Source organism: Nitrosospira multiformis ATCC 25196 (assembly GCF_000196355.1).
GTDB lineage: Bacteria > Pseudomonadota > Gammaproteobacteria > Burkholderiales > Nitrosomonadaceae > Nitrosospira > Nitrosospira multiformis.
Map to the genome: position 1 here is coordinate 1,122,332 of NC_007614.1, position 14,235 is coordinate 1,136,566.

The following is a 14,235-nucleotide window of genomic DNA, read 5'->3' on the forward strand; positions in this document are numbered from 1 at the left end:
TGGCATCGTAGTCCGAGCTACGAGCTTCGTCGCGCGCCTCGTGATCATCCCGATTTTGACAGCAACGCGCTCTGCGGAGGATTTGTTCAGCGGTTCCTTAATTACAAACACTAAACTGTCTTCTTGCGCTGCTTGGATTACTCTTGCGCGAGATCATGGGAGTTATTGGATTCATGGCTTCACAGGTTCTTGCACCTTTGCGGTAGTCGCGCGCTGAACCGCGCCAGTTGGCGCCGGTGTTTGCGCCTTGCGCCGTCGGGCAGAAGCCAGTCCCAGGGCCGTCAGGCACCCGCACAAGAGCACGCCGATCAACAAGCCCCAGGAAGACTGGGAGTTGCCGGAATAATTCGAAAACTCGCTATAAAGGGGCGGGCCGGATGCGAACCCGCTGAAGAAAGCGACTGAAACAAAACCGGATGCCGTTGCTATCGGGCCAAATGTGGCATCCCTGATCAACATGCTCATTGCGATTGCATTGGTGCCGACGGCGGTGAGGCCCATTCCCACAGCTCCTGCCCAGAGGGGCCAATGACTGTCCGCATTGGCCCTCATCGTCACCGCGATTGCGCAAGCTGCAATGGCGATGAGCACAATCAGAAGCAGCGATTCGTCTTTCATTCTGGCACCGAGGGGTGTCAATGTTATCCGCGAGAGTATCCCCATCACGCCGAAGACGGCGATCAAGCTTCCCGCCACCGACAGCGCCATCCCTTGGCGGACGGCAAAGGTCGGCAGGAACGTAACGAAGGCGGAGAGTGCTATACCCACGCAAAACTGGATGGCCATCAAACGCAGCAGCAGTACATTTGGCAGGGGGACAGTGAAAGCTTTACGCGTTTCCGAGGGTTTCCGCGGAGCGATGAAGGGTGTCGTAATTCCGAACAGTATCGCTACCGGAACAACGATGCCGAATGCGGCATGCCACCCGTATTGCGTTGCGATGGCGGGAAGAATGAGACCTGCAAAAAGCGCCGCAAGCTGAACGCCGGATTGCTTGAATCCTACGACTGTCGCCTTTTTCTCCGGTGAAACATGCTGCGCGATCAGTAAATTGGTGACCGGGTTTGCCAGCGCCTGGGCGATTCCGCAAATGGCAGCCGCTGCAACCAGGGAGTAATAATCTTCAACCGTTGCAATCAGCGCAAAAGCAAGCGCTACGGCGAAGAAGAGCACTGCCAGCGCTCGGCGTGTCCCGATCCGGTCGACGAACGCGCCTGACCAGAGCGATAGAATGGCCGCGATGCCGAATGCACTCATCACGAGATAACCCGGCAGTCCGGGCTCGAAGCGCAGATCGCGCACGAGGAATGGTCCAAGCGTGCTGATGGCATACAAGACAAGCATCGGCAGGGCCATGGCAAATACCAGGACAATCCTGAACCAGATGCCTGCAAATAGTGATTTAGCCAAAATGATAAACGTCCTCTTCCTTGAAGAAGTCGATGAGCCGGCGGCCTGTCGAACTGATAAGCGACTCGTCGGTGCCGTCGAGAATTCGCGACGTGCGCGCTATCCTGTAAATTCCGGAGAGGGGCGTGAGGTCGCTGATGCCTTCAGCACCATAAAGCTGCACCGCTGAATCGGAGGCAATGCAGAGTGCTTGTGACGCAGCCATTTTGGCGACATTGATCCGCACATCGCTGGGGCATTGAATATCGATTCCGCGTGCAGCAACGCGAATCAATTCGCGCGCGCTTGCAATAGCCTGATAAGTGTTGGCAATGTGCTGCCTTACGAGCTGCTTGTAAGGCAGCCGGGCTGAAAGGCCGCGGCGGGAATTGATGCGCATACCCATCAGGTCGAAACATCGTTGCGCCAGTCCCACCCAGTTCATCGCGCGAAGCAGACGGCCGAGACGGAGCCGTTGACTCATCAGCTCTGTGCCATTGTCATTTTTGCCCAACCGGTTATATTCGGGGACCTGCACATCGGTGAAAGACATTTCACCCTGGCCCAGAAAACGCCCCAGTATGGGAATCTGGCGCTCGATACTGAATCCAGGGGAGTTCGTGGGAACAAGGATCATTGAAAGCGTCTGGCGGGTATGGATTTCTTCTTTGCCAGTGCGCGCCAGAACCGTGACAAAAGTGGCACGGTCGGCATTGCCGACAAACCATTTTCTGCCATTGATCGTCCAGTTTCCGTGCGACAGGTGGGCGGAAGTCGTTATCAGCGTGGGAAACGAGCCGCCATGATCGGGCTCGGTCATGCCGTAACTGGGAGTGGCTTCCCCGGCAACCATGGGTTCCAGGAAATTTCTGTGAATTTCATCGCTGCCGAACTTCAGGAGCATGTGCGCATCCAGGGCTGAATGGCTGCCAAAGATCGCGGACGAGAACTCTGAGCGTCCTTCCTGCTCGGCTACGATCAGGTAATCTTCAAGAGAAGCAATTTTTCCGCTGTGGGAGAGCGGATAAAACAGGCCCCAGAGGCCGGCACGCCGTGCTTTTTCGGTCAATTCCGATTGCAGTTGCGCTGCCGAATCCCCTCCCTCGGCCAGGCGCGGCTCGCAAGGGATGATTACCTTGTCGACGAACTTTCTTACCTCGCACGAAAGAGATCGGGCTGCTTCGGTATGGGAGGATGCTTGCTCCTGATATGCTTGCAGCATCAATGTGCCCATTCGGGATGACTCCGGTGGGCGGGATGTTCCGTGAATTCGATTTCGGTAGTCAGCCGCTTCTTATCGATTTTTCCCGCAGGGCTGAGGGGCAGCTGGCGGTAATAGCGCAGGTATTCGGGAAGCTTGCTTGTCTCCAGGCCCTTTTCATGGAGAAAACGGGTGAACTGGGAAAGTGACGGACGTTCCGCTCCCTCTCTCGTGACGAGACAGAGGCAAACCCTGTGTCCCAGGTCCGCGTCGGGCACCGGAACACAGGCTGCGCTGACAACCGCCGGATGGGAAACAGCAATGTTTTCAATTTGAGCGGGACTGATATTGACGCCGCCCCGAATGATGATGTCTTTCTTGCGGCCGGATAGCACCAGATGGCCCTCTTCATCAATAAGGCCGAGGTCACCGGTATACACCCATCCCTCCTGGTCACGGTACAGGGCGTCGAGATCCGGGTCATTGACGTACTGCATGGGACTTATCGGACCCCTGGCCGCTATTTCTCCTATGCAACCTTGCGGTACTTCCTGCTTCTGGTCATCGATTATACGAATGGAACAGATTTCCGGATTGGGCCTTCCCGCCGTCCTGATAATGGTTTCCAGGTCATCATCCAGGGTCGTATGACAATTGACGCCATCGGCAGAACCATACAAGCTGATGAATCCACATCGGAACGCCTTCGTACATCGGCGAATGGAGGTTTCATCGATTTTCGCGCCGCCGCTGATGATGGCAACCAGGCTGGACGTATCCGCCTGCGTCAACGCAGGGTCTGCGGCAATGCGTTGAAACATCGTGGGAACGCCCAATATATGCGTGGGCTTCAGTTCCGCGAGGGCTTGAATAGCAGCTGCAACGTCAAATTGCCGCAGGACAATGAGGGAGCCGCCCAGCCAGGATAAAACCCCGAATGTCGCCGTGGAGCCGAATGCGGTGCCGAGCGGCATCAGGTAAAGACCCCTGAAAGTCTTTCCTTCGGGATGAATTCGTTGCAGAAATCGCCCTCGTCCGCCCGCCAGCGCGTTGTGAGAATAAGCCACCCATTTGGGCTCGGATTCCGTGCCGGATGAGATCAGGAAACGGGCAGGTGAATCGGGGCAGACTGTCGGCAGGTCCGGTTCAATGGAGGCGGGCCGGAACAATTCATCCAGTGCGTGCCAACCGTCTCCGGCTGCGCCATCGACCACGAGGATGCGCAGTGAAAGCAAAGTGGGGCGTATGGATTCGATCAATTCGCAAAGGTCGGTTTTTCCATATTCGCGCTCGACAATAATTGCACGGGCGTCACAGCGTCTGAGCAGGGACTGGATATCGAGGCGGCCGCGGCCTGGCGGAAAAGGTGCCACGATGGCTCCAAGCGCGGCCGCCGCCAGGTCGATCGCGCAGCTCCGCCAGTCGTTATGAAGCTGGTATGAGATTACATCGCCCGCAACAATGCCCAATTCCTGGAAACTGGTTGCCAGGCGATGGACCTTGTCCAGCAACGCTGCGTAACTGGTGGTATGGTCGAGCGATATTACTGCCGGATTATCCGGCTGTTGCTCCACTCGCTCGCAAAACAACTCGTACAGGGATTTATTCGGATAGATTCCCTGCCGGGCCCATTGCGCGCGGACCTCGGCGGGGACCATATCCAGGATGCCGGAATGGTTCATTTAAATCTCCAGGGAGAATTGACTTGGGTATAAGAACCGGAGGTCAGCCCTGGTTGCAGATGCGCCAGGGTTTGAAGGTCGACAAGATCTTCGATGACGACGGCGGAGGGAATGCCTGCGTGCTGGAAGAGTTCAACCCATTGGTCAGCCGTTTTTGAGAGGAACACTTCGCTCAAGCATTGCTGGAAGCCATTGTTTTCAATGCCAGGAGTAAGGTCGAGGACTTCCGCGAGCCGTAATACCGTATCCACATCGGGGCATTCGATTGCAATCCTGCCCTGCCTTGTGGCGTAAACGTCATTGATGATACTTGTCGAAGGTTTTGAACCGGAAGCCGGCAAACTGTATATATCCCGGAAATCCTCGGCACACAAAAGTGTTGCTGCGCTCATGAGCGAGGAAGTGACCTTCGCCCCCACATTGTTCATGCACCGGTTAAGCAGTGCAATCGTGACACCTTGAGCCGCTACCACGCCTCCGAGCACATCCAGGACGGTGAACAAGGAGCCGCCACGGCTGCTGCCACCTCCTCCGACCTTTCCTGCCACTCCCGAATAGGCTTGAGCCATGAAATCCGTTCCGGGCATTGAATTTGAAGAGACGTGCTCGGCACAATCGGTGGCCCATCCGCCTGCATACGCATAAATCAGGGAGGGGTTGATTGCCGCCAGATCGCCATGATCGAGATTGAGCAGTACCGCTTTGCCCGGCGCCCAATTGTGCAGAAAAATATCGGCGTGCCGTGCCAGCTCCCTGATTTCTGTTTTTCCAGCTGCGGATTTGATATCGATTTCGCGCACCGTTTTGAGATGGTTGAGCGCCTGGAAACGCGCGGAGCAACCTGCAGCCATGGGCGGCATTCCTCGCAGCGGATCGCCGCCTGGCGGCTCTATCCTGATAACGGTTGCCCCGAGGAGTGCGAGCAAATGCCCGGCGAGAGGACCTTGTATGCGCCGGCATGATTCGATCACTGTGAATCCGCTTAACGGCAAATCATCCTCCGGCAATGCGCCGCCCGCGGGGAGCAGGTATTCTCCATTCGGTTTTGGTTCGGATGAGAACGACGAAAACGCCCACGGGCCTTGCTGCCAGATTTGTCTGGCATCGTCGTCCTGTGCCCTGTCATCGATCGAGCGGACGGGGCAGATAGCCATGCCGGTTCTCGCACACACTTGCGAGATGCGGTGATAGGTCAGCCTCGAGATAGCGCGGGACAGCTCATCCGGCAATGGCGAGGCCGCTTTTGCGTATCGCAGCAGAAAAACTCTCCATCCTTTTCCCGCCGCTGCTGAACTTACACCCAGTGTTGACCAGAATCTTTGCCAGGGGCCGGCGTCAAGTGTTTCGAGTTCAAAAATGACTCCGTCCAGGGAGACAAAGGGAGGGCAAGCGGGGGATGAGCCAGGAAGGGGACGAGTGGCTTCAGCGGCCTCGGTGGTTTCAGGAGACTCCGAAGCAGTCGCCCCGGCGATATACTGACTCATGCTCAACAAGCCTGCGGCTGCCATCGAGACAGTACTGCTGGAAACAGGCAGTCCCCGCAGCCGGGCAATGGAAGCGGCGATGCTGCCCTGAAGCGCCAGTGCCGCAGTCAAGGTCGAAACGTAGTTCAGCCCCAGAGGTTTCGGCTGCCGATGGCTTCGCCCGTGCACCGACATCAATCCGCATGCTGCCTGCATGATGTTTTCGCTTACGGCGGCCTGCCGGAAAGGATCTTCCCATCGGGTGATCTCACATGTGACAGGGGCGGTGTGGGGTGTTTCGAATTCGAAGCACAATGTCTCGTCGCCTGCACAATTTCCATCTGCTACGGTTTGCATCCCCAATGCTTCGGACTGATAAAGAAACGAGGAGGCTATGGGGGCAAAATCAGGGGTTATGCTTTTCGGACCCTTCATCACACAACCCGTCAATGTTCGATTCATGCTCATGTTTCTCACGGGACAGGAATAATTTCGGACTCAACCCCCTGCAACGGCAGGCAGGATGGTCAGCAAGTCGCCATCAGTGAGGCTGGTCGAGAGGCCCTCGCTAAAGCGAATATCGTTGTCGTTCACATAGATATTGACGAAGCGGTGTGCTTCGCCCCCGGTGATCAGTTTTTCCTTGACGCCAGGGTACTGTTGTTCCATCCGTTCAATGGCATCGAGCACATTGGAGCCATCCACTTCGATACGCTTCTGGTTGTCGGTAAGGGGTCTGAGTATGGTCGGGATACTTATGGTTATCGGCATATTTATTTCTCCATATTTGGTTTTAAACACGAAAAGTATTAATAAGGATTTAAATTCGCATTAACGCCCTTATTCAACATAAAAGCGTATCGCGTTCATCTAATTGGCAGGTTCAAGCGTTTTCACGCGTGCCTCAATCCCGCTACCACCTGCCAATATTCCTGATCAACCTGTTTGCGAAAAATCGAACCCTCCAGAAGGCGCCCTAGGCTACCATTGCCTCCATCGATAACTCCCATTCCGCCTTATATGAATTTATCATCCTGATTCTCTCTTCGGTGACCATTCCATCGAGAATGCGGAAGCTGCGGATTTCTTCTCCGTATGCGGGATCGGTTGGAACAATGACATAATGGGATTGGGGCTGGGACGCGTATTGCACGTCGGTACGGCTTGGATAGGCTGGAGTGTGGGTATGGGAGTGATAAATCACGATGGGTTCTTCGCCACGTGCCTCCATCTCTCTCCAGACCTGTAGCTGCTCTTGCGGATCGAACTTGAAAAATGTTTCGGACTGGGCTGCATTGCGCATCGGGATGAGGCGCAGGGGAAGATTCGATTTTTCCGGACCGGCAATGACCCCGCAGATTTCAAAAGGATGATCTTTATGTGCCTGAGCAAGCATTGCTTCAACGAGCTTGGCGTGTATGGTCAGCATGATTCTTATCCTCCATGATGTTGACATTAATCAGCATATTCCCGGTCGAGAAAAATATAATTCCGTCATTGTGTGCCTCATCCGGAATCCAGAGGTTTTCGCATATGGATTGCCAGGTTAGCCAGGCTTCGCCCGACGTCCGGGTATGTCGGTTGGAGCTCTACCCTAGTGACGACTCGCTCAATAACTTGGCAATGTCTGATCCACATCCCTGATCCACGCCAGGATTCCGCCATCCAGGCTTTTGACATTCGTAAACCCCCGCTTGCGCATCTCCATGAGAATATCCCGGGACCGCACGCCCATTTTGCAGTGAAGCACGATAAGCTCATCCTTGTTCAATCGGGCTAAAACTTCCTCGGACATCATCCTGTCCTTGGGAATATGATTTGCCCCTTCGATATGCACGATGTTCCATTCCTGGATTCCGCGAACATCGATAAGCTGCATGGCTACGCTGCAATCCCGCATCTCTTTCAATTCCAGGGCGCTGATCGTGGGTACGTTCGGTTTGCCGCCCGTCGTTGACTGCGGGAGGCCGCAAAATGCCTGGTAATCGATCAGCCGGGTGATCGGTGTCCTGACCGGGGCTCGCCGCAGCGGGATGAATCTGAAGGTCATATCCAGGGCATCGTAGACAGCAAGCCTGCCGAGCAGGGTATTGCCCAGACCGGTAATCAATTTGATGGCCTCGGTAGCCATGATCGCGCCGATGGATGCGCACAGTATGCCCAGCACGCCGCCTTCCGCACACGACGGGGCCATTTCGGGCGGCGGGGGTTCGGGATAAAGGTCGCGGTAGTTCAGGCCGCGTCCTCCTGGCGCATCTTCCCAGAAGACCGAGGCCTGCCCTTCGAAGCGGAAAATGGACCCCCAGACATAGGGCTTTCCAGCCAGCACGCAGGCATCGTTGACGAGATAGCGGGTGGAGAAGTTATCCGTTCCGTCTATTACCAGATCGTAGTCCGATATGATGTCAATAGCATTTGTTGTTTCGAGTCGTTCATCGTGAATCCGAACCTGGATATAGGGATTCAGGGCCTTGACCGAGTCCTGCGCACTCCGGCATTTGGGTCTGCCGATATCCTGCTGCCGATGAATGACCTGCCGCTGTAGATTGGATTCATCAACAATATCGAAATCGATAATGCCCAAGGTTCCCACGCCGGCTGCGGCCAGATAGAGGAGCGTCGGCGATCCCAGCCCTCCGGCGCCGATTACCAGGACCTTGCTGTTCTTGAGACGCTGCTGCCCTTCCAGACCGACATCCGGAATCAGCAGATGGCGGCTGTAGCGCGAAATTTCTTCTTTACTCAATTCTTCCGAGGGATGTACCAGCGGTGATAGCTGCATTCGAAACCTCCATGTTCAAGTCAAAGGATCATCATTTCTTAGAAGCTTGCGGCTATGCCGATTTGTCCCCACCGACCCGGCATGGGATACCCCGGACGGTAGGCATAGTTGGCATCCAGAAGGTTTTCCATGGCCACGAAAATTTCTCCTTTCGTGCCCAGGAAAGGCAATGGGTGGGAGACACGCGCATTCATGATTACAAAGGAGTCGACTCGCTCGGTATTCCCTGCCCCGGCTGAGCGGGAGCGGCTGAGCGCCAGTACGCTGGATTGGTACTGGGTATCGATCGTCACGCGAATCATTCCGAATTGGCCATTAAGACCGGCTGTAACCGCTCTTGCCGGGGTATAAGGCAGGTTGTCGATGGTAGGATCGAGCAAGGTCAGCCCGCCGAATATCGTCCAATGACGTCCGATATTCTGCGTGATCGCAATCTCGGCACCCCGGATCGAATAAGTGCCGAGATTGAGGAATTGAGGCGGTGGCGGAACATTCGGCGGAAAGCCGAAGATGAACCGGTTCTTTACCTGGTCGATAAAGAGGCTGACATCGATTTGCGTCGCGTCGATAGGTGTCAGTTTCAAACCGATCTCCGCATGGTTGAGTTCTTCCGCGGACAGCTGTTTCCATGTCTGCCCCAACGGCGGAATCAGGAAGGAGAGAACAGGTGCTTCCAGACCTGGATAGTTGATGCCGCGTGAAACATTGCCGAAGAGGGTCAGCTTCTCGGAAACCAGGGAGAGGCCCGCGTGGGGCGAGGTTCTCGTGCGGAACATGCTGTGATCGTAGACACGTATCCCGACCGACGGCACCAGCGACCAGTTTTCATTGAGATCGATCTTCTGGCTTAATGCCACATAGGGCGAGGTAACACGGAAAGTCGGTGTATCGAAACTGTCTCGTGGAGCTGGCGGCAGCCGGTTGAATCGTACGTCGCCCGAAACCCAGTCGCTGTCGAGACCGGCAACAATAGCACTCCCCCTCCATAGGGAGAATTCTTCTTTCCAGCGCATGCCAGTCATCTGGAAGTTATTGAACTGGTCTCCTTCTAATCCGGATTGATGCAACCAGTTGCCTTCCCCTCTATTGTGGTAAACACGCAGGCCACCACGCCAGTTGCCATGACGATGCGATACAAAAACAGAGACGATTCCTGCCTGGGTATTGTATTGTGGCGCCACGGCGGGCACCGGGAGCCGGTTGTCACCCGGGTCACCTGCCTGGTTGTTGACATAAAGAAAGCTCGTGCCAACTGACCAATTAGCGTTCAGGCGCACCCCGATGCGTCCCATTACATTGTTCAGCTCGCCGTTCGCATTAGGCCGATGTCCATTCGATTGGGCGTGGCCTTGCGCCAGCATGAAATCCACGTTTCCATAACTGCCCACCAGATCCGCCTGCTCTATGAAGGTGCTGAAGTAGCCTCCGGATATCCTGCCGCTGGCATGCAGGCCCTCTTCAGTGGCGCGCTTGGTTTCCAAATTGATCGAGGCAAAGTTGTTTCCGTTGATTTGTGGCTGCGGGCTTTTATATACTGTGATTGCCTGCATGCCGTTGACCGGCAGAAGATCGAGCAAGGGATGGTTCCAGACCCCCATGTAAAATGGAACGCCATCGATGTAGGTTTTGATTTCGCTGCCGGGCCGGCTGACGCCCATCCCGCGGATATAAACCCCGCCGCCCTGATCCCCACCAAAGGCGCCCACAGGGTTGTAGCGCGATATCTGGACGCCAGGCGTGCGCCGCAGCGCGGTAGCCAGATCGAATGCATTCTGGTCGTGCAACTGGCTTTCGGTGACGACCGCCGATGTGCTGGAAAAACCGTCGATACGAATGCGATCTATGATCGGATTGGCGGTTACCACAATCGGAGTAAGTTCAGTTTCATGCGCCATGGCAAAACCTGGGCAGATTATCGTCAAGACCGCAGATAGTGCGGTTGCTGTGTTTTTTCTTCTTATCATTTTTCTTGTTTTCATCGAATTCCTGTGAATTGCTGCAAGCAGGCCCAAGCAACAGGGCCAAAGCAACCATCAATGCTGTAAACGAAGTCATTTGCTCGAAGGCGGAATGCATATCGACGTGAAGCCCGAAGCCTCGTGCCGGGAAAAAACCGGAAGGAGCTTGTCACCTGCGGCCAGGAGAATGTCGGCAAACCCTGTATAGCTGCTGAGGTGGAATGTAAGGCAAATCGTGGGAATTAGGAATGTGGCATATTGCCGCATGTGACAAATTGTCGCATGTCATATTGCGGCACTCACGCCAGGTTTGATGCGGAAGGTTTCATCGTCTCGACAGACTGTTTCCGGTACATATCCGGCGTTGCGGAATCCGCCTTGCTGCTGACTGTCTTAAACATTGCAGTTCGATACCCGCTTATTTATCATGTCCATAATGCCGGCGGTGTTTGCGTCCGAAACGAAATAAGAAGCGAAAAGATTTAACAATCTTTTTGATCAGAGATTCGACACGAATTCAAAAAAACGAACAAGTCGAGGAAAATGCTGCATTTCGTGGTTTGGTTGATATCCATAAAACAGTAATGTTGTATTTTTACCCTTGCTGATTCCTACTTTGCGGCGTGCACTCAGGTTTTTCACTCCCCGCGTATTAATCCTGCTTTTTGCTGCGCTTTCAGTTGCAGTCTTTCTTGTCTATCGGGAAATAGAAACATCCTGGTATCAGGCATGGCGTCTGTCAAAGCTGGCTGGCGATCTGAAGTGGGAGATAAGAAGCGGTCGGGATGAAGACTTCACCCAACTCGCTCTTTCCCAGACCGGGCCGTATGATATTCGTCTGGGCTACAGCAGCCTGCCCCGGTTGCTTCAGAACCTGGAAAAACATGGTTTCGAGGTGCAGGCGCAGGCGCATGCTTCCAGGCAGATGAAGGATCTGGTCCGGCGGGGCGTGTTCGTGCCATATCGCGAAAAATCCCAGGCGGGCCTCGAGATAACCGGAAGCAACGGGCAATCGCTATACCGCGTGTCGTTTCCGAAACGGGTGTATGATAAATTCGAATCCGTTCCGTCGGTGATCACGAGCAGTCTTCTGTTTATCGAAAACCGTGAATTGCTGGATGAAACCCGGCCGAAAAAAAATCCCGCCATAGACTGGGCCCGGCTCGGCAGGGCAATCCTGGACAAAGGGATTCAGGTTTTCAATTCCGACCATGATGTTCCCGGCGGCAGTACGCTTGCCACGCAGATCGAGAAATACCGTCATTCTCCCAACGGGCTGACGCTTACCAGCGGGGACAAGTTCCAGCAGATTGCTTCCGCCTCCGTGCGTGCGTATCTGCAGGGGGACAACACGCTGGCGGTCCGCAAACAGATCATGGTGGACTATCTTAATACCGTTCCGCTTGCGGGCGCTCTCGGGTTCGGAGAAACGAATGGAATCGGTGACGCTCTCTGGGCTTGGTATGGGCTCGATTTCGAAGAAACCAACCGCATCCTGAACTGGCAATACCGGAACGAAACCGAATTTGCCAAGGCTGCAGGGCGCTACAAGCACGTACTGAGCCTCATGATTGCGCAGCGGAGGCCTTCCTATTATCTGTTGGCTGGCCGCCAGGAGCTCGATGAGCTCACGGATGCCTATCTGCGCGTGCTTACCCAGGTGAAAGTGATTCCACCCAGACTCAGGGATGCTGCCCTTCGACAACCTCTGCGGTTTCGGGATGCCTTCAAGCCGGAGGAGATCAAGGACTTTTCCGCCCAGAAGGCGGTCAATGCGGCGCGAGTACGCCTTGCGTCCCAACTCGGGCTACAGGGGCTGTATGATCTGGACCGGCTGGATCTGTCCGTGCAGAGCACGCTCGATATCGAGCTGCAAAAAAGGACCACCGAAATGCTGCGCCAGTTGAGGGACCCGATAAATGCGGTAGCGGCGGGACTGTATGGCCATCGCCTGTTGGGAAAAGAAGATCCATCCAAAATCATCTATAGCTTCACCCTTTCAGAATTGACTCCCGACGGCGCCAAGTTCCGCATTCTCGCTGACAATTTCGACCAGCCTCTCGATATCAACAAGGGGACCAAGCTTGATCTGGGTTCCACCGCCAAGTTGAGGACACTCGTGACGTATCTCGAAATTGTCGAGGCCCTGCATCGAAAATATGCAGCCTGGGAACTGAAAGCATTACGCGCGGAAGAGGTCGATCCAAGCGACGCGCTCAGCCGCTGGGCAATCGACCATCTTTTGCATAGTGGGGACAAGAGCCTGAGATCCATGTTGAATGCGGCCATGGAGCGCAAGTACTCTGCCAATCCCTATGAGCGCTTCTTTACCGGGGGGGGCCAGCACGTCTTTCATAATTTCAAGCCCGAAGACAACTACAGGATCATGAGCGTACGCGAGGCCACGACCAACTCGGTTAATCTCGTCTATATCCGGTTGATGCGGGATATCGTGCGTTACTACATGTTCCAGGTGGGAGGGTCGTCCGCCAAAATACTCAGGGATGCGAGTAATTCCGATCGGGGGGAATATCTTCGGCGCTTTGCAGACAAGGAAGGCAGAGTGTTCATCAACCGTTTTTACCTGAAGTACAAAGACAAGTCCACTGATCCGCGCGAGGTGAGCGACATATTCTTTTCCAGCTTCCGGCACACGCCCCGGCGTCTCGCAGCGGCTTACCGCTATATTTACCCAGCCTCCAGTCTGGTCGAATTCGTGGCCTTCATGACCCCGCATTTGCCCCGGTTCAAACAGCTGGATACCTATAGACTGGAGGATCTGTACGAGGCTTATGCACCAGGAAAATATTCGCTGGCGGATCAGGGCCATATCGTCACGGTTCATCCTCTGGAACTATGGCTGGCGCGTTACCTGATCCTGCATCCGGCAGCCGACTACAAGGAGGTGATCGACGCGAGCGCCGGCGAGCGCATTGCCGTCTATCACTGGCTGTTCAATACTATCCATAAAAACTCCCAGGACGTGCGTATCCGCGGCCTTCTGGAGGTCGAGGCATTTCTCGAAATTCACCGCAGCTGGAAGCGCCTCGGGTATCCTTTCGACTCTCTCGTACCATCGCTCGCTACGGCAATAGGAAGTTCCGCGGATCACCCCGCGGCCCTTGCCGAGCTTATGGGTGTCATCCTCAACGATGGCGTCCGGGTACCCACGCTGCTGATCGAGCGTCTGCGCTTTGCAGCCGACACGCCTTTCGAGACGATCGTCGAGAAGAAACCCCTCCAGGGTGAAAGAGTATTTTCCCCCGAACTGGCGGCAACGGTGCGCAGTGTCCTGACCAAGGTGGTAGCGGTGGGTACGGCTTCGCGGCTGGCGCATGCAATGGTGGAAGAGGATGGCTCGGAAATCCTGATCGGCGGGAAAACCGGCACGGGTGATCATCGTCATATCACGTTTTCTTCATCGGGAGTCATCAAGGAATCGCGTGCGGTGAACCGTTCTGCAACTTTTGTCTTCTTTATCGGCGACCGTTTTTTCGGGACCATGACTGCATTCGTACCGGGAGTGGATGCAGCAAACTATACGTTTACCTCGGCACTTTCCACACAGGTGATGAAAAAACTGGTACCGGTCCTCAAACCCCTTATTGACAAGCCTCCATCCTGGCCGGAATCCACCCTGGCGGAGGATGCGATCAGGAAAGCTTTACCGGAAGAAAAGGAAAAGCTGCAGCCCACTTCCAGCTAAACTTGAACACACTCGTACCCGGCAGCGGGGATTCAGTCCTCTGTGTTGATCCAC

Annotated in this window: 9 protein-coding genes; 1 reads left to right on the forward strand and 8 read right to left on the reverse strand. The window is 55.0% G+C overall.

Features of this window, described 5'->3' with window-relative positions:
• Window positions 1-171: 171 nt before the first annotated feature.
• The 8 genes from NMUL_RS05090 to NMUL_RS05125 all read right to left on the reverse strand — a co-directional run bounded on the left by NMUL_RS05090 (window position 172) and on the right by NMUL_RS05125 (window position 10,412).
• On the reverse strand, window positions 172-1,410 hold the full coding sequence (locus tag NMUL_RS05090) for an MFS transporter (RefSeq protein WP_011380314.1): 1,239 nt from the start codon (window positions 1,408-1,410) through the stop codon (window positions 172-174).
• Window positions 1,403-2,623: an acyl-CoA dehydrogenase family protein gene (locus NMUL_RS05095; protein WP_238529871.1), complete on the reverse strand. Its 1,221-nt coding sequence runs from the start codon at window positions 2,621-2,623 to the stop codon at window positions 1,403-1,405. The genes NMUL_RS05090 and NMUL_RS05095 overlap by 8 nt, the downstream gene beginning before the upstream one ends.
• A complete protein-coding gene (locus tag NMUL_RS05100) occupies window positions 2,611-4,272 on the reverse strand; it encodes an AMP-binding protein (protein WP_011380316.1) in 1,662 nt (553 codons plus the stop codon). The genes NMUL_RS05095 and NMUL_RS05100 overlap by 13 nt, the downstream gene beginning before the upstream one ends.
• Window positions 4,269-6,197, reverse strand: a complete 1,929-nt coding sequence (locus tag NMUL_RS05105; RefSeq protein ID WP_181020089.1) for a CoA transferase — start codon at window positions 6,195-6,197, stop codon at window positions 4,269-4,271. The genes NMUL_RS05100 and NMUL_RS05105 overlap by 4 nt, the downstream gene beginning before the upstream one ends.
• Window positions 6,198-6,233: 36 nt before the next feature.
• The gene (locus tag NMUL_RS05110) at window positions 6,234-6,506 is read right to left on the reverse strand and encodes a MoaD family protein (protein WP_011380318.1); all 273 of its coding nucleotides are present in this window, start codon (window positions 6,504-6,506) and stop codon (window positions 6,234-6,236) included.
• A 205-nt stretch (window positions 6,507-6,711) separates the two neighbouring features.
• Entirely contained in the window at window positions 6,712-7,164 is a 453-nt protein-coding gene (locus tag NMUL_RS05115; protein ID WP_041352399.1) for a M67 family metallopeptidase, read from the reverse strand.
• Between the two features lie 180 nt (window positions 7,165-7,344).
• A complete protein-coding gene (moeB, locus tag NMUL_RS05120; protein ID WP_011380320.1) occupies window positions 7,345-8,517 on the reverse strand; it encodes a molybdopterin-synthase adenylyltransferase MoeB in 1,173 nt (390 codons plus the stop codon).
• A 38-nt stretch (window positions 8,518-8,555) separates the two neighbouring features.
• Window positions 8,556-10,412 (reverse strand): TonB-dependent receptor, encoded by a 1,857-nt coding sequence (locus tag NMUL_RS05125; protein WP_041352400.1) that lies wholly within the window; start codon window positions 10,410-10,412, stop codon window positions 8,556-8,558.
• A gap of 664 nt (window positions 10,413-11,076) precedes the next feature.
• Between NMUL_RS05125 and NMUL_RS05135 the strand changes: the two genes are divergently transcribed.
• On the forward strand, window positions 11,077-14,181 hold the full coding sequence (locus NMUL_RS05135; RefSeq protein WP_011380322.1) for a transglycosylase domain-containing protein: 3,105 nt from the start codon (window positions 11,077-11,079) through the stop codon (window positions 14,179-14,181).
• The last annotated feature ends 54 nt before the right edge of the window (window positions 14,182-14,235 follow it).

Coding starts and splice junctions, on each gene's coding strand:
- NMUL_RS05095 (WP_238529871.1), bottom strand. CDS start 2,623: ATGGGCACATTGATGCTGCAAGCATATCAGGAGCAAGCATCCTCCCAT.
- NMUL_RS05100 (WP_011380316.1), bottom strand. CDS start 4,272: ATGAACCATTCCGGCATCCTGGATATGGTCCCCGCCGAGGTCCGCGCG.
- NMUL_RS05105 (WP_181020089.1), bottom strand. CDS start 6,197: ATGAATCGAACATTGACGGGTTGTGTGATGAAGGGTCCGAAAAGCATA.
- NMUL_RS05110 (WP_011380318.1), bottom strand. CDS start 6,506: ATGCCGATAACCATAAGTATCCCGACCATACTCAGACCCCTTACCGAC.
- NMUL_RS05115 (WP_041352399.1), bottom strand. CDS start 7,164: ATGCTGACCATACACGCCAAGCTCGTTGAAGCAATGCTTGCTCAGGCA.
- moeB (WP_011380320.1), bottom strand. CDS start 8,517: ATGCAGCTATCACCGCTGGTACATCCCTCGGAAGAATTGAGTAAAGAA.
- NMUL_RS05125 (WP_041352400.1), bottom strand. CDS start 10,412: ATGGCGCATGAAACTGAACTTACTCCGATTGTGGTAACCGCCAATCCG.